The following is a 19,966-nucleotide window of genomic DNA, read 5'->3' as shown; positions in this document are numbered from 1 at the left end:
GTACAGGATAATTAGCAATATCATTACGCCATACATCACCAGGTCTACTCTGAAGTAAGCTTTGTATTCGCTGTAGAATTCACGGAGCTTTCTGAACATAACCGGATATATTTTTTGGTATTCGTAAAACAATTGACTCTTTTTGACGTCTTATTAAGTATTAGGCCAAATTACTATTATGCAGAGATTGTTTTGGGTAGGAGCATTTCTTTTTTTATGCTCAACAACCTTTGCTCAGGAGAAATTTACGATCAATGGTTATATCAAGGACGCTTCCAACGGTGAAGCACTGATCGGAGCAACCGTCTACATTAAGGAGATCAAAAGCGGTGCTACAACGAATGAGTATGGCTTTTACTCCATCACCCTGCCAACAGCTTCTTACTCCATAAATTACACTTACATCGGATTTCAATCGGTTGCCAGAGAGATCGTTCTCGACAAGAACACCGAGATCAACATCGAACTCCAGGGGGAAGCCGAACAGCTTCAGGAGGTAGTAGTGAAAGGTGAGATTGAACAGGCCAACGTTCAAAACACCGAAATGAGCACCAATAAGCTCGAAATGAAAACCATCCTGAGAATCCCTACACTCTTTGGTGAATCGGATGTGTTACGAAGCATTCTCCTCCTGCCGGGTGTAAGCACAGTCGGCGAGGGCGCTTCAGGATTCAATGTCCGTGGTGGAAGTGTTGGACAAAATCTCATCCTTCTGGACGAAGCTCCTGTCTACAACTCTTCACATTTGTTTGGATTCTTCTCCGTATTTAATCCTGATGCTGTGAAAGACACCAAGCTCTACAAAGGTGCGGTCCCTGCCCGATATGGCGGCCGTCTCGCATCCATCCTTGACGTGCGCATGAAAGAAGGGAACAGTAAAAAACTGGAAGCATCTGGAGGAATCGGATCGATCTTCAGCCGGTTGGCGATCGAAGGACCGATCATTAAAGATAAAGCATCCTTCATCATCGCCGCCCGACGTTCCTATATCGATGTTCTCGCGCGTCCTTTTGTTCAGCTTTTAAAGGATGGTGGTGCTCTGAACTTCTACGATCTGACCATGAAGGCCAACTATAACATCAACAGGAAAAACAGGTTATATCTTTCCGGATACTTTGGAAGGGATAATTTCAAGTTTGATAAAACCCAGGGCTTTGATTGGGGAAATGCAACTTCAACGCTCCGCTGGAATCATCTCTTCAATGAAAGACTTTTCTCAAATCTCACACTCGTTTACAGTAAGTATGATTACTCACTGCAATTCGGAAAGGACGACCGGAATACTTTCAGCTGGAATTCTTCCATCTCTAATTTCATCTTCAAACCTCAATTCACCTACTTCATTGATAAGAACAATGAATTGAATTTCGGTGGCGATCTGACATACTACACCTTTGAACCTGCCAATGCAGTTGGTGTTACCAATGGCAGACCCGTCGACATCAGTCTCGATAAGAAATATAATCTTGAATCAGCACTTCATCTGGGCAACAGCCAGAGAATCAATGACCTCTTCTCAATCGAATATGGATTGAGATTCTCTTACTTTCAATACATGGGACCCGGTACTGCCTATACCTATCGAGACACCATACCCGGGATCCGAAAGCCTGTTGCATCCACAAGGAAATACAACAGCGGTGAGAATATTGCAGTCTATAATAACCTTGAGCCACGACTTTCTTTTAAGGTCCAATCCAGTCCCACCAGTTCTGTAAAAGGTAGCTACAACAGAATGGTGCAGTATCTTCATTTGATTTCCAACACAACTGCATCCAATCCACTCGATGTATGGAATCCAAGCTCTAACAATGTAAAACCTCAGCTTTCAGATCAGTTTACACTGGGATATTTTAAAGACATTGGTAAGGAGAGAGCTTATGAGCTTTCTGTTGAAGGCTATTTAAGATATACCCAGAACCAGCTTGACTACATTGACGGCGCAGATCTTTTGATCAATCGTTTCCTTGAAGGTGATCTGTTAAGCGGACAGGGGAGAGCGTATGGTATTGAAACCTATCTTCAGAAGAAGACCGGCCGTCTTACTGGATGGATAAGCTATACGTTGGGAAGATCAGAACTCAAAGTTGATGGCATCAATAAAGGTGAATGGTATGAAACCCGTTTTAATCAGACACACAACCTCAAGATAGCAGGATTCTATGATCTGAATCAACGATGGTCTGTATCCGGTAATTTTGTATTTAACTCAGGAACGCCCACCACGTTTCCAACCTCCCGATATAATCAGCAGGGCCTCCTGGTTCCTTACAATGCAAATGAATCCCGCAATAATGTTCATTTACCAAGCTACCATCGCCTCGATATTTCTTTCAGATTGGAAGGAGTGAAAGTGAGAAATGGCAAGCCAAGAAAGAATACGGACTATTGGGTATTCTCTCTTTATAATGTGTACTCCAGACGGAATCCCTTTTCAATTTATTTTTCACAGAATGATCAGAGAGTTCCGCAAGGCCAGCCTTTGCAGTCGCAGGCGACACAGCTGTCAATCATTGGTTCAATCGTTCCATCAGTTTCCTACAATTTTAAATTCTGATCGCGATGAGATTTACTAAAAACTATATCATTTTATTTTTCTCATTACTGCTTCTCTCATGTGAGGACAAGATCAATCCTGCTCTTGAGAGTGCTGCTCCGTTACTGGTAGTGGACGCGTGGCTCAACAACAAACCAGGAAGTCAGGTGATCATCCTCACCCAGTCCCAACCTTATTTTGAAAGCACAAATCCTCCGGGAGTATCTGGTGCGGATGTTACCGTAACTGATGACAAAGGAAAAGTATTCACATTCGTTGAAGATGGTAGCAATGCCGGCTATTACCGATGGACACCTCCCGTCAATGAAGTTTTTGGAACCGTTGGCAACAAGTATTCTCTCTCCATCAAAGTGAACGGAGAAATCTTTGAAGCATCCTCTGCAATGGGTCGGGTGCCGGTCATTGACAGCCTTACCTATGATACTGAAAAAAGAACAGGCTCAACAGATTCATTAACAAGAGGGCAATTCTGGGCAACAGATCCGGAGGGAAGCGGAGATACATATTGGATACGCACTTATAAAAATGGAGTTTATCTTACAAAGCCATCCGAAATCAATGTTGCCTATGATGCAGGATTCTCCGGTGGAGGAGTAGCAGATGGTGTTGTATTCATCACACCGATCCGCAGAGGAATTAATTCACGTGATGAGGATGCCGATGGCCGCAATGTTTCTCCAATTGTTTCAGGTGATTCACTGAATGTCCAGATACACTCCGTTACACTCAGTGCATTTAATTATCTCAACCAGGTCGCTATCCAAACCGACAGGCCGGGGGGCTTTCAGGAATTGTTCTCAACACCTTTGGCAAATGTGTCGACCAATATCACGAACACCAATGCCAACGGAAGCAAAGCACTCGGATTCTTCAATGTCTCTGCGGTTTCTTCTGCTGGAAAAAGATATAAGAAAAAATAATCCACCCGACCCTCACCCAGGCCTGTGGATTTAGCTGAGTCCAGGTTTTTATTTTGCGTTTGAAGGTGTAGTTTTCACCTTCTAAACAAAGCCTTTCATGTCTTTACGTCGGGGTGGAATCTTCATAGTTCTCAGCTTACTTTATTTCCATTCCGCTGCCCAGGAGTCTGCCACTCAGGATACCAATGTGCCTGGCATAAAATGGTATCAGATCAATACACCCAACTTCAGAGTTCTCTATCCAAAAGGTTTTGAAGATCAGGCTCAGCGTGTTGCCAATAATCTTGAGACCATACGGGAGCCTGAAGCAAAGTCAATGGGCACGCTGCCTAAAAAGATGTCTATCATCTTGCAGAGCAACTCTTCTGTATCCAATGGCTTCGTAACCTTTGCACCTAAGCGTTCAGAGTTCTATACGATGCCTTCTCAGAATTATAATTTTGCGGGAACAAATGACTGGCTCAACTTACTCTCTTCTCATGAGTACCGTCACATGGTTCAGTTCCAGCGAAGTATCACCGGCTTTAACAAGTTGCTGTATTTTGTCTTCGGACAACAGGCAACCGCGGGTATGGCTTTCGCTGCCGTCCCTCAATGGTTTTGGGAAGGTGATGCCGTTGCTACTGAGACTGCCTTTACACCCAGTGGGAGAGGTCGCATTCCAAACTTCGACCTGCTTTTCAAGACCAACATCATGGAGGGGCGGACCTTTAACTATCACAAGCAGTATCTGAGATCTTACAAGAATGCAATTCCAGACCATTATGTCCTGGGATATAATATGGTTTCATATCTCCGTAAGAAAACAAATGATCCACTCATCTGGGAAAAGGTGGTGGGTCGCTCCTGGGATGTTCCCTTTATACCCTTTGCTTTTTCCAACTCATTAAAGAAGGAGACGGGTTCGTATGTCAAGGATCTGTACCTGGAAATGGCGCAGCAACGGAAGAAAGAATATGAAGCAGCGATTAATGCGTTCCAGCCAACCGCGTTTGAATCAGTTAATAAAAGAAAATCGGAAGCTTATACAGATTATTCTTTCCCGCAGTTGCTGGATGACGGAACCATTCTGGTGACAAAATCCGGTATCGGGGATATTGATCAGTTGGTAAAGCTTGACGCGAATGGCAATGAACTGAAAAAATATGTTCAGGGTCAGATCAATGCCTCAGGAATGCTCTCTGCTGCCAATCAAAGAGTCGTATGGAATGAGTTTCGCTATGACCCACGCTGGAGTGTTCATACTTATTCTGTCATAAAGGGATATGACTTTGGTGATAAGGATGCGAATGTTATTTCAGATCACTCACGATATTCTTCTGCCGCTCTCTCACCGGATGGATACCAGGTGGCAACGGTGCAGACAACGGAAGAGTATAAGATCACCATCGTGGTGTTGGATTACTATAGTGGTAAAGTATTGAAAGAGTTTGCAAATCCCACCAATGATCTTCTTTCCATGCCCCGATGGACTCCCGATGGTAAATCCATCATCGCTTTGCGTGCCAATACAAATGGAAAGACCATCACCAGATTTAAAATAGAAGACGGAAGCTCCTCAGATCTTATTCCTTTCTCACAGGAAAATGTTGGATATCCGATTGCGTTTGGAAACTATATCTTGTTCAACTCTCCTTTAAGTGGGATTGATAACATCTATGCCATTAATCCGGACACTCAGGAAAAATTCCAGATCACTGCCAGCAAGTATGGAGCCTACAATCCATTTGTTTCCAAAGACGGCAAAACAATCTATTATAATGATCAGACCCGCAATGGGCTTGATGTAGTAAAAATTCCTTTCGATCCTGCATCGTGGAAAAAAGTAGAAGCCACACAACCTGCACCTAATTCCTATCAGCATCTGGTGGATCAGGAAGGACGCCCCGACCTCTTCAAATCTATAACACAGACAAAGTTTGAATCAAAGCGCTATCATCGTGCTTCCGGTATGATCAATCCTCATAGCTGGGGACCTTACTTTTTAAATTCATTGACCAACATTCGCCTTGGCATCCTTTCGCAGGATATCCTGAGTACCACACGCATCGACGCAGGTTATATTTTTGATCTTAATGAACGCACCGGAACATGGAAGGCGGGAGTCAGTTATCAGGGAAAGTTTCCCATTCTTGATCTCTCAGTTTCCCAATCGACGCGCTCTGTTGATGAAGGCACTGCAGAGACCTGGGTCATCAACGGAACTGATACTTCTTTTGTAGACAGAAACGTAAAATTCACCTGGAAGGAAAAAAATGTTGAAGGCGGTTTCAGAATTCCATTGACTACTACCTCATCCAAATATTTTGGAAATGTTACGCTGGGCAACTCTGTGGGATATACCAACGTCACAGAATTCAGCAACTCGATCAATGATACTCGTGTTATTCCGGCGGTCACCATCAACGGAGCTGTGCTCGGTGCATATCAGTTTTACAGTTACATCGGAAATGGTAACCTGATCTATAATCACTTTACGTTGTCAGCTTACAGGCTGATGAAGCAAAGTCGTAGAGATATCAACAGCCGATGGGGGCAGACTTTCAATCTCGGATTCTATAACACACCTTTTGGCGGCGACTTTACTGGATCTCAGGCATCTTTCACAACGCAGCTTTATTTCCCGGGCTTCTTCAAGCATCATTCAATATGGGGCTACTGGGCATTTCAGAGAAATGAGCTTAATCCCCTTGCCCTGGATCGCAATGGAAAAGGCATCATCGACAATTCTGATTACTATTTCAGAAACCAGATACCCTTGCCTAGGGGCCAGTCGGTTGCAAGATTCCAGGATTTCTACAGCATGTCGGTCAACTATACCATGCCTGTCTGGTATCCGGATATTGCTATTGGACCGTTGCTGAATATTCAGCGTGTGCGAGCCACCGGCTTTCTTGACTATGGATATGGACGAAGTAAATTCGGAAATAATGACGCCGTTTCCAGAAGCTATACCAGCGTTGGAGGCGAAGTGAAATTTGACATCAACGTCCTTCGCTTTTTGCCACAGTTCAATATCGGTTTCCGGTATAGCTACGGACTGGATCCCCGGGTGACGAGATATGAAATCCTCGTCGGAACCTTTAATTTTTAGATTTCCTTAAAGTGATGGCAGGTGCTTGAAAATCGCCTCGTTACGCCTATTTTTGACTTTATATCCATTTTTAAATAAGAAACATGGCAGAAATTATCCGCATGCCGAAAATGAGCGATACGATGACCGAAGGGGTGATCGCGAAGTGGCATAAGAAGGTGGGAGATTCAGTGAAGTCGGGGGAACTAATGGCAGAAATTGAGACTGACAAGGCGACGATGGATTACGAATCGTTCAACAGCGGCACCGTACTCTACCTCGGTGCAAAGGAAGGTCAGCCCGTGCAGATCAACGGAGTGCTGGCAATCGTCGGCAAGCAGGGAGAAGATTATTCAGCATTGTTATCAGGCACAGCCGCTCAACCAGCAGCAAAAGCGGAAGGAGCATCAGCAGCACCTAAGGCAGAGACCGCTACCGCAGTGGCCGCCGCACCTGCAGAAAATATTGATACAACAGGAATCAAGGCAGAGATCGTTTTGATGCCCAAGATGAGCGATACCATGGCAGAAGGAGTCATCGCATCATGGCATAAAAAGGTTGGTGATGCTGTCAAGTCCGGCGAGCTTCTCGCTGAGATCGAGACAGATAAGGCAACCATGGAGTATGAATCTTACAACACTGGTACATTATTATACATCGGTGCAAAGGAAAAAGAACCGGTAGCCGTTAACGGTGTACTGGCGATCATTGGTGAAAAGAACGCAGACTGGCAGACGCTTTTGAAAGCTCATCAGTCAAAAGGTTCAGGTACGAAAGCCGCAACAACAACTACAGCTGCTGCCGCTCAACCTGCTTCTTCCTCTAATGGTGCTGCATCTGCAGAAGCTACCAAAGACACGCATAGCAACGGAAGACTCAAGGCATCTCCTTTGGCCAAGAAAATGGCAAAGGATCTTGGTTATGATATCGCAAAAGTTCAGGGGTCCGGAGAACATGGACGTATTACCAAACGTGATGTTGAAAACTTCAAGCCAGGTGCTGCACCAGCATCCGGTGGATCAAAAACTTCAGCTCCTGTGGTTTTACCATCGGTAGTAGGACAGGAAGGCTTTGAAGAAGTTCCTGTGTCCCAGATGCGCAAAACTATCGCCAGAAGACTTGCAGAAAGTAAGTTCAGCGCTCCGCATTTCTATCTCACGATGGAGATCAATATGGACAAGGCCATCGAAGCCCGCAAGAGTATCAATGAAATTGCTCCTGTTAAGATATCTTTCAATGACATGGTGATCAAGGCAGTCGCTGCCGCCCTTCGTCAGCATCCTGACGTGAATGTCAGCTGGCTGGGAGACAAAATGAGAAAGAATCATCATATCCATATCGGGGTGGCAGTAGCTGTTCAGGATGGATTACTGGTTCCTGTCATTCGCTTTGCCGACAATAAATCATTATCCCATATCGCAGTAGAAGTTAAAGACCTTGCCAAGAAAGCTCACGATAAAAAGCTTCAGCCAAGTGACTGGGAGGGTAGCACATTTACCATTTCCAATCTTGGAATGTTTGGTATCGAAGAATTTACCGCAATCATCAATCCACCGGATGCATGTATCCTCGCAGTCGGAGGTATTAAAGAAACAGCGATCGTGAAGAACGGTCAGCTGGTGCCGGGAAGCGTGATGAAGGTAACGATGTCATGCGACCACCGTGCAGTGGACGGAGCAGTGGGCTCTGCATTCCTTAAAACGCTGAAAGGCCTGCTCGAAGACCCGGTCAGAATTCTTATTTAGTTTCTAAAATAATCACTCCGAAATCTTGAGTCAGGAATCCAACACCATACATGCCACAACCATTCTGGCTGTTCAACACAATGGACAAGTTGCTATCGGTGGTGATGGTCAGGCTACTCTGGGTAATACCGTTGCGAAGAGCAATGTAAAGAAGATCCGTAAGCTTCAGGACGGGAAGATACTGGTGGGTTTTGCCGGCTCTACGGCCGATGCTTTCACGCTGCTGGATCGTTTTGATGAGAAGCTCAATGCCTATGGTGGCAATATGAAACGTGCTGCCATTGAGCTTGCGAAAGACTGGCGGATGGATCGCATCCTTCGTCGTCTGGAGGCAATGCTGATCACGATCAACAAGGATGAGATATTGATGATCTCTGGTACCGGAGATGTGATTGAGCCAGACCAGCAGGTAGCAGCAATCGGTTCAGGATCAATGTATGCACAATCTGCGGCGTTGGCTTTGAAGAAGTTTGCTCCGCATCTGACAGCAGAAGAAATGGTTCGTGAAAGCCTTCACATCGCAGCAGACATCTGCATCTATACAAATCATAATCTGATTGTTGAGAAGATAGGATAGGCATTACTATTCAATCAATGAGACTGGAAGTTCAACACATAGTTGGTGCTTCTTCCGCCGGCAGGATCTTTCATTAAAACATTTTTAGTTACAAGATCCTGAAGATCACGCAATGCAGTATCGTGGGAGGACTTTGTCAACTTGGCCCATTTCGATGAAGTCAAGGCTCCTTCAAAATGATCCAGCAGTTTATTCAGCATCAATTTCTGTCGTGTGCTTATTCTATCCATAGACTACTGTTTTGACGATATTCTACGCAGAATTTGCGTTGAATAGGCTCGTTAATCTACGCAAGGTGAATAGCAATTGGGAGGAAAGAACTTCTGATTCAACCTTCTCTTAACTCTTCTCAATCGCTCTCCTGATCACCCCACATGCCTCATCGATCTCCTGATCTGTTATCGTAAGTGGAGGTGCAATTCTGAAACTGTAGGGATGGGATAAGAACCAATAGCAGATAACGCCATGCTGCTTGGCGTATTCCACAATTCTGTTCACGCGTTCCTCTGAATCAAAGTCGATGGCGAACATCAGTCCGATCCTTCTGATCTCTTTTACCTTTGGATGTTGAAGCCTGGATTCAATTCTTTTGCCTTTAGCTTCTACCTGACTGAGAAGCTTTTCCTCTTCAATGACTTCGAGGGTTGCCAAAGCAGAGGCACAGCATACCGGATTTCCTCCAAAGGTGGTGATGTGCCCCAGCATTGGATCGAAGGTAAAAGCTTTCATTTTCTCTTCCGATGAAATGAAAGCACCAATGGGTAATCCACCGCCAAAAGCCTTCGCAATGGTGAGGATGTCGGGCGTGATGCCATAGTGTTCAAAGGCAAATAGCTTACCCGTGCGACCCATGCCGCACTGGATCTCATCAAGGATCAGTAATGCTCCCGTTTCATCACATCGTTTCCTGAGTGCGAGCATGTATTCCTTTGCAGTGATTCGCACACCAGCATCCCCTTGAATCGTTTCGACGATCACGCAGGCGGTCTGATCAGTGATCTGGGATAGCTGTTCTGAAATGTTAAAATCTATAAAGCGAACTTCCGGAAGGAGAGGCCGGAATGCATTCTTCTTCTTTTCGTTTCCGGAAACGCTGAGCGAACCATGCGTGCTTCCATGATACGACTTGTTAAAAGAAATGATCTCCATTCGACCGGTCCAGCGCTTGGCAAGCTTAAGGGCACCTTCGTTGGCTTCTGTTCCCGAGTTGACGAAGTAGGAACAGTTCAGGGATTTGGGCAGCAGACTCGCAAGCTTTGCAGCGAGGAGGTTAGGGGTGGACTGAATATATTCTCCATAGACCATAACATGAAGATGCTTGTCCACCTGGTCCTTGATGGCCTTTACCACCTTTGGATGACGATGCCCGACATTGCTGACGGAGATCCCTGAGATCATATCCATGTAGCGCTTTCCATCAGGCGAATAGAGATAGATACCCTCGGCATGATCGATTGCTATGCCAAAGGCCAGGGGAGAGGTCTGCGCTATGTTGTGGTAGAAGACTTCGGGATCGAAATTCATCCTGCAAAGATTCGCAGAAATAGCATACAAAAGAAAAACCTCTGCGGTTTCCCACAGAGGCTTTTCACCAAAACACTTTCTTTATCTATTCAACTGAAGCGGTCGTGAATCTTCCTGGTTGATCTGTCTCTGCCATTGGCTTGTATTTCGCACGGCGTGGAGCAGAAGCAAACAGGGAACGCTTAGGGTTGGAAGTTCTTTTCTTATAGAGGAGGTAGCATGCTTTATCAGACTTGCTTTTGAAAAGCGACACATGGTTTTTGCTCTTTGCTTTACGATTCGCACGTTGAGCATCTGCCGGCAATGAGAACAAAATGCAAGCGATGATGAGGATAACCAATACCAATAATTGAGTTACTCTCTGGCGGAAATTGACGGTGGAAAGTTGGTGTGCCATGTGCTTGTTGTTTTATGTTGAATCAAAGGTGCACTTGTAGTGAGAGAGAAATTGTCTAAAAGCGGGAGAAACACTACATCAGTAAATAAGAAGATGAAAGGTCAGGGATTAAAGATCAGGCTATCTTTCATCTGAAGCAGGCAAAAAAAATGCCCCCACAGGAACTGCGGAGGCTATCACTAAACACCCCTATTTGTGATCAATTGGAAGAAGCTACCCCTGGGTTTTCTGTTTCTGCAAGGACTGCTCTACTCTTTGATGAACGTCTCGCGGAGGCCATCATCGGATGCTTCGCCTGTGAGTTTCTCTTCTTCTTGAGAATGCTGCACGTCTTGTTGGAATCCTTGTGTACCTGGATGCGATACTTCGCTTTGTCGTAACGCATCGAACCTTGTGCTTTGGCTACCTGTGAAAATAACATAGTAGCCAGGATCACGACTACCAGAACAATGATCTGGGTAAGTCTGTGACGAACATTGATGTGTGATGTGCTTGACATAATCCCCCTCGTTTCGTTTATCAATGGTTCAAAGGTGCGGCAGGCAGCCGTAAGAAATTCTCCAAAAGCGGCCCAAATCCTACATCCGTAAACTAACCGGCAAAGTCAGAAGGGAGTGAAATAGAAACATTCTCAATTCATCATAACTGACTGATTTATAACAGAATAAAGCTGATTCAGGAGTATTCTGCAAAGGGGTAGACACGGGGATAATACCCCAGATTTCGGCTTCGGGGAGATGTGGCGGCAATCAGAACCTTACATGGACTCGCAAAAGGGGTGAATCCCCAAACTGCCGGAAGGGAGATCTGGAATACCTTTTTAAGGGAATCAGACCCAAAAAAAACGGTGTCTTTTTGGGACACCGTTCTCTATTGTATAAGGGAAGTGATTACAACTTTGCCAATGCCTGAACCAGGTCAATCAGTTTGTTGGAATATCCCCACTCGTTATCATACCATGCTACGACTTTTACAAAGCTGTCGTTCAGTGCGATACCAGCCTTTGCGTCGAAAATACAGGTGCGTGCGTCTCCGATGAAATCGGTAGAAACTACTTCGTCTTCAGTATATCCCATGATGCCTTTTAGGTCGCCGTCAGCGGCTTCCTTCATGGCAGCCTTGATGGCGTCATATGATGCAGGCTTTGCAAGACGAACTGTCAAATCCACAACAGATACGTCAGCAACCGGAACGCGGAATGACATACCGGTAAGCTTTCCTTTCAATTCCGGGATTACCAGAGCAACGGCTTTGGCAGCACCTGTGGAAGAAGGAATAATATTCTGATATCCGCCGCGGCCACCTCTCCAGTCTTTTGCTGAAGGACCATCGACAGTCTTTTGTGTTGCTGTTACGGCATGAACTGTGCTCATCAAACCTTCAACGATACCAAACTTGTCGTTAAGAACCTTGGCAAGAGGAGCAAGGCAGTTCGTTGTGCATGAGGCATTTGAAACGATGGTATGTTCAGCTTTTAAGCTCTTGTTGTTTACACCCATGACAAACGTAGGGGTGTCATCCTTTGCAGGGGCAGACATTACTACTTTTTTTGCTCCGGCGGTGATGTGCTTTTGGGCATCCGCTTTGGTGAGGAAAAGTCCGGTAGACTCTACAATGATTTCGGCACCTACATCTCCCCATTTGAGGTTGGAAGGGTCTTTTTCTGCTGTAACACGGATTTTCTTTCCGTTGACGATCAGCTGACCATCTTTTGCTTCCACCGTACCGCTGAAACGGCCATGAGTAGAATCATATTTCAGCATATAGGCCATGTATTCCGGATCTACGATATCGTTGATACCGACAATTTCAATGTCTTTGCGATCGACTGCTGCGCGAAATGCCAGGCGGCCGATGCGACCAAATCCGTTAATACCAATCTTTGTCATGTGTTTACTGGGTTAAATTTTCCGAGGCGTAAAAATATATCAGTATTAAGGTAAAACCAACCGATTATGTTCCCCGGGGCCGAAAAAAGAATGAACCATTTTTGTCAAATAGCGGGATGCTTCTATCTTTGCGGCTCTTAAAAAAGACGGTCTGTTCGTCTAGGGGTTAGGACACCAGATTTTCATTCTGGTAACACGGGTTCGATTCCCGTACAGACTACAAAATGCTAGAAATGGCATGATTTGAAAGGAATAATTGAATTTAGGTATTCAATTGTGTACTCACAAATCGATTCGGAAATTTTGGGAAATGAAAAGACCAGTCATAAGCTGGTCTTTTTTTATGTGTTATCTTTAGTAAACAATGCCCCAACCTCCAGAAGTATCCCCAAATTTCAATTTTGAATCTGCTTTCTTAGGTGCACTAATTGGTGCTTTTGTAACTGTTGTTTTTAGTTACATAAAGCACCGATATGATTTGAAGACTAAGAAAGACCTTATTGATACCGATCTACAGCATCAGATGGATGAACTTGATAAGTATGAAATTGAGGCTAAACAAATGATTATAGATTTTGAAAATGCCTTTGCGATAGGATTTAAAAATAAATTGCAGTTAGCTTTCGAGGCTTTTTACCCTGATGTTTATGATGCAATGAGTAAAGAAGATCTTTTTAGAATCTATAAAAAGAGACTTCCAAACATAATTCTTATCTACAAGACGATTGGTTTTTTGAAGGAAAAGCGACCTTCAACGTTTGCTTCTGAGTATTTTGAATTATGGAATACTCATAGGATTAGTCCTCTCCATTTAGCTCATAAAGAAAAACATGGACTAGAAGATGATTTTTGTGGCTATCAGCAAGGTCTTTGGGATAATTCTGTTATCGGCCTCAAAAAAAACTTAGAAAGTGTTGGCGAATTAAGAAGTTTAATCAACACCACCCTTACATACAGATTTCGTTGGTGAAAAGTTTTGTAAGATTTTTTGCAAACGCAACTTCAAGGCTAAATTTAATATTCATTACCCCAGTCTTTATGGTCTTCGATGTAAAAAAATTGCAAACAAGATTTGCGCAATTCAAAAAGGACAAAAAGGAAGGAAGAATTATTGATGCAGATGATAATTTTTTCGAATTCTTTTTAGCGGCTGCAGATTTATTAATTGGTGCTGTAACAATTTCGGATAAAGGTAAACCCCTATTTGCTTCTGATGCCCAAAAGGTAGCACGTGCAAATTTCTTCGTTAATATGAGTACTGCAATGGAAGTCTATCTCAAGACTTTAATTGTAGAAAGAGATGATTGGGATGAAAAGGGATATGATGCTTTGATGGATCAAAAAATAACTATTAATGATGCTTTTGAACTATTTAGCAAAAATAAAGTAACAAGGCCGTTTATCATCTTTCATAAAACTTCCTTTCAAAGTCTCGAAAAAATAGTGGATGTATTTTCGAAATTGATGGGTGGGAAAAATATTTTGGATGAAATTGAGAATGTTGAATTTGTGATTGGGGGAAAATCCAAGAATAAAGCAAAAACTACTTTAAAGAAATATCGACCACAATGGAGGAAATCATTGCAGGAAGTATTTGAAATACGAAACAAATTTGTTCATGAAGGTATTTCTCCTAATGAAGAAGATTCAGTTTTCAATTATTGGGATGACGTTTATTATTTTCAAAACTCTGTTAATTTGTATTTTCATAGAAAGAAAATGAAATCGACAAGGAAAGCAGAAGTACGAAACCAATGAAAAAGAAACAAGTATTTAGAGGTCGTGCACCCATTGATGATTATGAAGAGAAAAGCCCAACATCAATCTTCGATTATCAAAACCTTCCTAATAATTACTCTCGTCCTCAGGAGCCTAAGCCACCCTTAACCAGGATGTGGGAAGCATTTGAAGAAACCCAGTTGTTTACTGTTCTCAAAATTGCTGGAGTGTTTTAGGTGCAGTAGGAACAATCTGGACAGTCATTCAGATTTTTATTTAGAGAACAGCTTTAAACCGCGTAATTTTTGAACTCGGTGTCCTGCAAAAGTAAAAACACACAATTTACTCCCGTCCCCGCATTCATCAAATCTGGTATTGGTGAAAAGTATCCAGTTGCCTTGTGCTTTTCGATGTGTTCAATATACTCCATGTTTTCCCCAATCATTTCTGTTCTTATATATAATTTTAATTGAATTTTATCCGGATCATCAATCTCGAATTATTAATCTCTATAATCAGATTTTCAATTCGCACACATATTCAAAATACCCTACAAAAGTTGATGATGTGTAAAATGAAAGCCAACGGGCAATATCCAAATAGGAACTAGTGGTTACATCGTTCAATGGAATTACTTCACCATTTTTTAATTTTCTAGCATGAAGATTAAAGTCTTTATTAAAAGTATATAATTGAATTAATGTAAGACTTATTAACAGGGAAAGGTTATTGTGTTAAATTCAGTTTTTAATATTTGCTGTTCATAAGTAGAAGTTGAGGCTGCATCAACAGTTATTTTATGAACAGGCATTTTTCTATTTGACCTAAAACTCTTTCTATTCGCTTATTATACTCTGCTTTTGAATTCTGATTGAATATGATTCTATTCTGGTCTTCAAAAGTATTTGCCCAAGAATTCAAGCAATGGTTAAATGGGAAAGCTTAAATAATTTTTATATGTGATATAATTATTGTTTCAAATTGTATATAACCTTCAATAGAAATTTACGTATAGTAATTTGAATGCAACCAAATAGGAAAATCCTATACGGTTGCATTTATGGTTTAAAGGATAAATTAAAACTTAATTAAGTTATGAAGAAGTCAACAAAAGTAGAATCTATTCACAAAGATGTGTATGCTAACAATCCAAAGATGAGTGAAACACAATTACTAAAAGAGTTTGTGAGACAACTCACAAAATGCAGAAAGCAGGAACTTGCGGAAAGTGCGTTTACTCTTGTTATTAATCGAGAAAAATCCAAGTGTAGGGCTTGCAAGAAACCGTTTTCAACCACAGGGGGAAAGTGCTCTGAGACTGGGGGAAGATGCAGTTATTACCTGTAAATATTTTCACAAAAGCTGTATATAAGCGTGGCGGTATTCGTGTGTTGCTCAATCATTTATAAAGCTATTCCTTTGTAAAAATTAACATTATGACAAATCAAGAAATTGAAACAATTATGGAACCTGTAGGAAAGGTTTTAAAGGCTTTACAAATAGAGTTAGATGACATTCTCAAACAAAGGGATGATTGGGCAACTTCTCGTTCTGGTACCTCAGATGAGATTCAAATTAATGACAATTATGAAACTCGTTATAAATTAGTCCATCATATGAAGGATGGATTACAAAACTATGCTAAGAATGTGTCGCAAGGAATTGATCTAAATCCCGGATGGACAGTTGAGCAAGTAACAAAGGATGTAGCGATTGAGGCAAATAGAGTTAAGCTGAACTTTCATGATTACCAATGCAAAGAAGGTCAGTTAAAGATTTAGAACCTTCACTTGACCTTATTGCTCTTTTCCTTCAGTGCATTCTTCAGAATTCCATTTATAGAATCTTGAGAATGTATAGTTTTATTCCTTTCAAGAATCACAGAATTCAAATTCTTCTGGGCTAATTGCATAGTAGTTATTAAAGAGTCTTTAACTTCAATTGATCTTTTGGCAATGTCTAATTTATCGGAAATACTTTCCTTATCTAACTTCAATTGTTTTACCATATCGGTGGAAGATTCTCCGTTATCTTTGCCAAGGTTGTAAGCAATACCAATTGCGCTAACAATCAAAAGAAATAAAGTTGATAAAGTAGTCCTTACCACAGTGGTTGAGTATTCAAACGATCTCCCGGCCAATTTGAAATTAGTTTTCTTACTCTTTGAGAATCTTATTGAGGGTGGAGCATATATTGTTTTAAACTTAATAAGTGGTTGATTATTATCGTCCAAGAAAGCATTTATATTTCTTAGCCAATCTTGATAGATCAATTTTAATCTGTTTATATCCAAATTGGAAGTAAAGGGTTTCATTTCCAATGTTGGAAATCTAGTATACTCAGTATGAAAGTAAAAAGTATCTACATTCTCAACTACACAGCGTATACTGAAAATAAACTTAGTTTCTCTATATCGAATTTCGAACACAGCATCTTGCCTTTTTCCTGTAAGTGCAAAGTCCATAGGGTTAGTTGTTACTTCAGTTAAATAATCTATTAACTCCTTCCAAGCAGCTTTTGGTATCATTCAAGTTTTATTAGTTAGGGTCAATAAAGATACACGGGAATATTATTAAAGCTGATGATTTACTTATTGAAATTCCGTACTCAGTGAAGATTAATAATTTAATCAGTAAGTCCTTCAATGTTCCAATTACTTGCGGATGATGATGAGCAAACAAAAATGCAGATAGCGAAACAGGCAAGGGTTTACGACCTGAAAGTACTTATTGAATATGAAATAAATAACCTAAAGGAAGTAGGAAGAATTAAAGTAAAGAGTATGGTATTAGACGAAATAAATAAGTAGATACTGGAAGAAGGATGATCATAATGAAAGAGCAAATAAGACAACTGAAAGACCTGTGCGACCGACTGCACAATGAAAATATATGCAGTGTGCTATTATTACAATGGCTAATAATTGAAGGAAATCTTAATTAAAAGAGGAATCATTAAGGAAATGGGATATAGGGAGAAGTTTGAAAATCATTTTTATAAAAATGATCCTATGAATCATGAAAGGAAAAGATGAGTTGAAGAAGATACTGAACAATTGCCTATTCTATATAAACGCAGGTAGTCCTCTAAGTGCTTATCACTCGGAAAAATACCAGAAGCGGTTAAAGAATTTAATTTATCCTTGCAAGAGAGGATAAAGGATCAATATAATAATTTTGGAATGTTGTATAGGCTTACTTTTGAAGGGAATATTTCTTTACTAACTCAATATGGGAAGGAAAAAAGTATTCATTAATAAAAGTATCATCAAATACATTTAAGTCCTTTATTGGTGCATAATAAGTTGCGGGGTAAAAGTGATAGAAATGAAATAATATTTTTATGTCCCGTGCATATAGCTTTGACCGTGTTATATCAAAGTAAACGGCTTTGTTCTCGACCTTAGCAGAGTTTATAAAGTTCAATATCAAGCAAAACTGTTTGAATACATATTGTGAATTCTGATAAGATGGGATGTCAAAATGCCTTGTAAAATTGTCCATAAAAGTATCTAAATCAGCGTCCGTAACACCCTCTGTTTTCTTTAATACTTCTTCAATTAAAGTATTCATTACATTATTCATTGAACCGTCAAAGTTTCTTTTAGTTTCCTCGAAGCTATAAAGCATATTAAATAGCGTTGTTTCAAAGTTCTGTTTATCCATCAACTCACTTTGCTTTTTAAACTCTGCACTTTGTGTGCTCATTTCCTTTTGTTGTAATAGGATTGTATAGATAATACCTGCCAAAGCACCACCAGAAAATAAAGAGTTAACAACCCCAAACATATCTCCGAACGTTCCCCGTGTCGTATTATCCATATTAATAAAAGCAATCATATTCAAAAGCCAAAGGATAACAATCCCTTTAATGACAACTGGTAAAAAGTGTTTATTCTCATACCACGCCTTTGGTTTCTCTTGTTCAATACTCATACAGTTATATGGATTAGTTTACTAAGATAAGTAATAACGGAAAGTCTTATTAAAGAAATAATCAAGTAATTTTGGCTTTGACATTCAGCCAATGGAATATAAGCCTGTTCATAGTAGTTCTTATAAGTTACTTGATAATGTACTAATTGGGTTAATTAAGTAATGTGACTCTATCTGGTTTTCCGTACAATATCGAAAACGGAATATTAATAACCTTTCATAACTTTAGATTATGATTCTGAAAGACATTGTATCAGGTACAATAATCAGTTCAATCTATTTTCTCCGAAAGGATAAGGCCTATAAGAAAACTGTTGAACAGAAATTAAAGTATTTGGAAGATAATCCTTTGCCGTTGTCTGGTAATGATTATCAGAAAAGGATTAATTAAGGATTTATAACGGCTGAAACTATCTTTGGACTTAACATATCTAATGCTTTCTCTGTTTGTTTTAATGCAACATCCAATTTACTTTCCAAGGAGAGATCTTTACCTTCTGATTCAATGTACATTTCAAATTTATTGACGATGCTTACTAAATCCTTTTTATGATCGGGATAATTATTAATATAAATTTGTCTTCTTTCCCTTGTAAGAGTTCTTACTATCAACAATCCAAATGCGACAACAATTGATTCGTATTTTACATTGTGTGAAGAAGTCTTTTCTTTAAGTTCTTTTTCTACTTCATTAACCTTTGTCTGTAATTCTACCTTTTCTTTGTCAGTTTCCATTCTCATAGTTTGTTTGGATAGATCAACAAATTTTTTCAACTCTTCGACATCGATAAGACTGGAATAGGTTTTCATACTATTAATAATACCTTCCTGCACATTTATCTGAGTTTTGAAAAATCTATTCTGACGTTGAATTATAATAAATAGTGCAATAGACCCAGCAGCCTGTACACAAATTGCAATGGTTGAAATAAGGTCATTCATAATGTTACTTTTTTACTGGTATTAAATTCAAGTTAGCTTCTTTCCTGTGCTCAGCTAATTTCTCATTGATTTTCTTGAAGTAAGCTGCCTTTTCTTCTTCTGTTTTACCATCATTATGAACGGCTATTAATACATCCAAGCAGGTTGAAAGAAGTGCATTAGAATCTAAGCTATTCGCTAAGATTGAATTGATTGAATCGAAGCTTTTACCTTTTAAATCATCTGTATTTTCCATTTGTTAATTGTTTAGTTGTATGGCAAATATAAGTTCACTATGAGCCTTTTGGATGGATTGACGCACATCTTCTTAACAATCTATGCACATTCTTGAGTATTTATAGGAATGAAAAGAAAAGAGAAAGGACGACCAGTATTGCCAATTGAATCACTGGTAAAGGTCATTAAGTTGGAAGATTACAGCAGTACATCTGCATTAGAGATTGCATTAGATTCATTCGTTAGTAAGGGTTGGGTAATAACTCAATCATTCAGCACGAACATAATCTTAACCCGTTGCCATGTTAACCCGTGTACTTGCCAGACCAGACAGTAAACGGTGATGGTGAAGATCAACGCAAGAAGCACCAAATCTGGTTTTGATTCTACGTACTATTGGATAGTAGTTCATAAAGACAAACGACTTATCGGACCGCTAGGAAAGATTGAATTCCAAAAGGCTAAAGATTCC

At 40.8% G+C, this 19,966-nt stretch carries 17 protein-coding genes, 1 tRNA gene and 1 pseudogene; 10 read left to right on the top strand and 9 right to left on the bottom strand.

Features of this window, described 5'->3' with window-relative positions; genetic code table 11:
* The first annotated feature begins 178 nt into the window (after positions 1 to 178).
* The 5 genes from HOP08_17480 to hslV all read left to right on the top strand — a co-directional run bounded on the left by HOP08_17480 (position 179) and on the right by hslV (position 8,872).
* Positions 179 to 2,557, top strand: a complete 2,379-nt coding sequence (locus tag HOP08_17480) for a TonB-dependent receptor (protein ID NOT76721.1) — start codon at positions 179 to 181, stop codon at positions 2,555 to 2,557.
* Between the two features lie 5 nt (positions 2,558 to 2,562).
* Positions 2,563 to 3,477, top strand: coding sequence for a DUF4249 domain-containing protein (locus HOP08_17475; protein ID NOT76720.1), 915 nt, complete (start codon positions 2,563 to 2,565; stop codon positions 3,475 to 3,477).
* Positions 3,478 to 3,574: 97 nt separating this feature from the next.
* Positions 3,575 to 6,571 (top strand): hypothetical protein, encoded by a 2,997-nt coding sequence (locus HOP08_17470; protein NOT76719.1) that lies wholly within the window; start codon positions 3,575 to 3,577, stop codon positions 6,569 to 6,571.
* A gap of 83 nt (positions 6,572 to 6,654) precedes the next feature.
* Positions 6,655 to 8,295: a pyruvate dehydrogenase complex dihydrolipoamide acetyltransferase gene (locus HOP08_17465; GenBank protein NOT76718.1), complete on the top strand. Its 1,641-nt coding sequence runs from the start codon at positions 6,655 to 6,657 to the stop codon at positions 8,293 to 8,295.
* 46 nt (positions 8,296 to 8,341) lie between these two features.
* Positions 8,342 to 8,872, top strand: a complete 531-nt coding sequence (gene hslV / locus HOP08_17460) for an ATP-dependent protease subunit HslV (protein ID NOT76717.1) — start codon at positions 8,342 to 8,344, stop codon at positions 8,870 to 8,872.
* A gap of 14 nt (positions 8,873 to 8,886) precedes the next feature.
* Here the strand turns inward: hslV and HOP08_17455 are convergent.
* From HOP08_17455 to gap, 5 genes and pseudogenes are all read right to left on the bottom strand, one after another.
* Positions 8,887 to 9,084 (bottom strand): annotated as a pseudogene (locus tag HOP08_17455) (DUF4172 domain-containing protein).
* Positions 9,085 to 9,211: 127 nt separating this feature from the next.
* The gene (locus tag HOP08_17450; protein NOT76716.1) at positions 9,212 to 10,396 is read right to left on the bottom strand and encodes an aspartate aminotransferase family protein; all 1,185 of its coding nucleotides are present in this window, start codon (positions 10,394 to 10,396) and stop codon (positions 9,212 to 9,214) included.
* Positions 10,397 to 10,481: 85 nt separating this feature from the next.
* Positions 10,482 to 10,793: a hypothetical protein gene (locus HOP08_17445; protein NOT76715.1), complete on the bottom strand. Its 312-nt coding sequence runs from the start codon at positions 10,791 to 10,793 to the stop codon at positions 10,482 to 10,484.
* A 199-nt stretch (positions 10,794 to 10,992) separates the two neighbouring features.
* On the bottom strand, positions 10,993 to 11,292 hold the full coding sequence (locus HOP08_17440; GenBank protein ID NOT76714.1) for a hypothetical protein: 300 nt from the start codon (positions 11,290 to 11,292) through the stop codon (positions 10,993 to 10,995).
* Between the two features lie 391 nt (positions 11,293 to 11,683).
* The gene (gene gap / locus HOP08_17435; protein ID NOT76713.1) at positions 11,684 to 12,682 is read right to left on the bottom strand and encodes a type I glyceraldehyde-3-phosphate dehydrogenase; all 999 of its coding nucleotides are present in this window, start codon (positions 12,680 to 12,682) and stop codon (positions 11,684 to 11,686) included.
* Positions 12,683 to 12,830: 148 nt separating this feature from the next.
* Between gap and HOP08_17430 the strand changes: the two genes are divergently transcribed.
* The 5 genes from HOP08_17430 (at position 12,831) to HOP08_17410 (ending at position 16,182) form a co-directional block, all read left to right on the top strand.
* Positions 12,831 to 12,902: transfer RNA gene (locus HOP08_17430), tRNA-Glu, on the top strand.
* A gap of 144 nt (positions 12,903 to 13,046) precedes the next feature.
* Complete coding sequence (locus HOP08_17425) at positions 13,047 to 13,652, top strand: hypothetical protein (GenBank protein NOT76712.1); 606 nt, start codon at positions 13,047 to 13,049, stop codon at positions 13,650 to 13,652.
* Positions 13,649 to 14,440 (top strand): hypothetical protein, encoded by a 792-nt coding sequence (locus HOP08_17420; protein NOT76711.1) that lies wholly within the window; start codon positions 13,649 to 13,651, stop codon positions 14,438 to 14,440. Before HOP08_17425 ends, HOP08_17420 begins: the two co-directional genes overlap by 4 nt.
* The gene (locus HOP08_17415) at positions 14,437 to 14,637 is read left to right on the top strand and encodes a hypothetical protein (protein NOT76710.1); all 201 of its coding nucleotides are present in this window, start codon (positions 14,437 to 14,439) and stop codon (positions 14,635 to 14,637) included. The genes HOP08_17420 and HOP08_17415 overlap by 4 nt, the downstream gene beginning before the upstream one ends.
* Positions 14,638 to 15,837: 1,200 nt before the next feature.
* Entirely contained in the window at positions 15,838 to 16,182 is a 345-nt protein-coding gene (locus tag HOP08_17410; protein ID NOT76709.1) for a hypothetical protein, read from the top strand.
* A 5-nt stretch (positions 16,183 to 16,187) separates the two neighbouring features.
* Here the strand turns inward: HOP08_17410 and HOP08_17405 are convergent, their stop codons facing one another.
* The 4 genes from HOP08_17405 to HOP08_17390 all read right to left on the bottom strand — a co-directional run bounded on the left by HOP08_17405 (position 16,188) and on the right by HOP08_17390 (position 19,513).
* On the bottom strand, positions 16,188 to 16,928 hold the full coding sequence (locus HOP08_17405) for a hypothetical protein (GenBank protein NOT76708.1): 741 nt from the start codon (positions 16,926 to 16,928) through the stop codon (positions 16,188 to 16,190).
* A gap of 667 nt (positions 16,929 to 17,595) precedes the next feature.
* A complete protein-coding gene (locus HOP08_17400) occupies positions 17,596 to 18,336 on the bottom strand; it encodes a hypothetical protein (protein ID NOT76707.1) in 741 nt (246 codons plus the stop codon).
* Positions 18,337 to 18,723: 387 nt separating this feature from the next.
* Complete coding sequence (locus tag HOP08_17395; GenBank protein ID NOT76706.1) at positions 18,724 to 19,278, bottom strand: hypothetical protein; 555 nt, start codon at positions 19,276 to 19,278, stop codon at positions 18,724 to 18,726.
* Between the two features lie 4 nt (positions 19,279 to 19,282).
* Complete coding sequence (locus HOP08_17390; GenBank protein ID NOT76705.1) at positions 19,283 to 19,513, bottom strand: hypothetical protein; 231 nt, start codon at positions 19,511 to 19,513, stop codon at positions 19,283 to 19,285.
* Positions 19,514 to 19,966 lie beyond the last annotated feature (453 nt).

Source organism: Cyclobacteriaceae bacterium, from assembly GCA_013141055.1.
Lineage (GTDB): Bacteria > Bacteroidota > Bacteroidia > Cytophagales > Cyclobacteriaceae > ELB16-189.
Note: the sequence above shows the minus strand (reverse complement) of the source record. Positions and strands in the feature narration are given on the sequence as shown.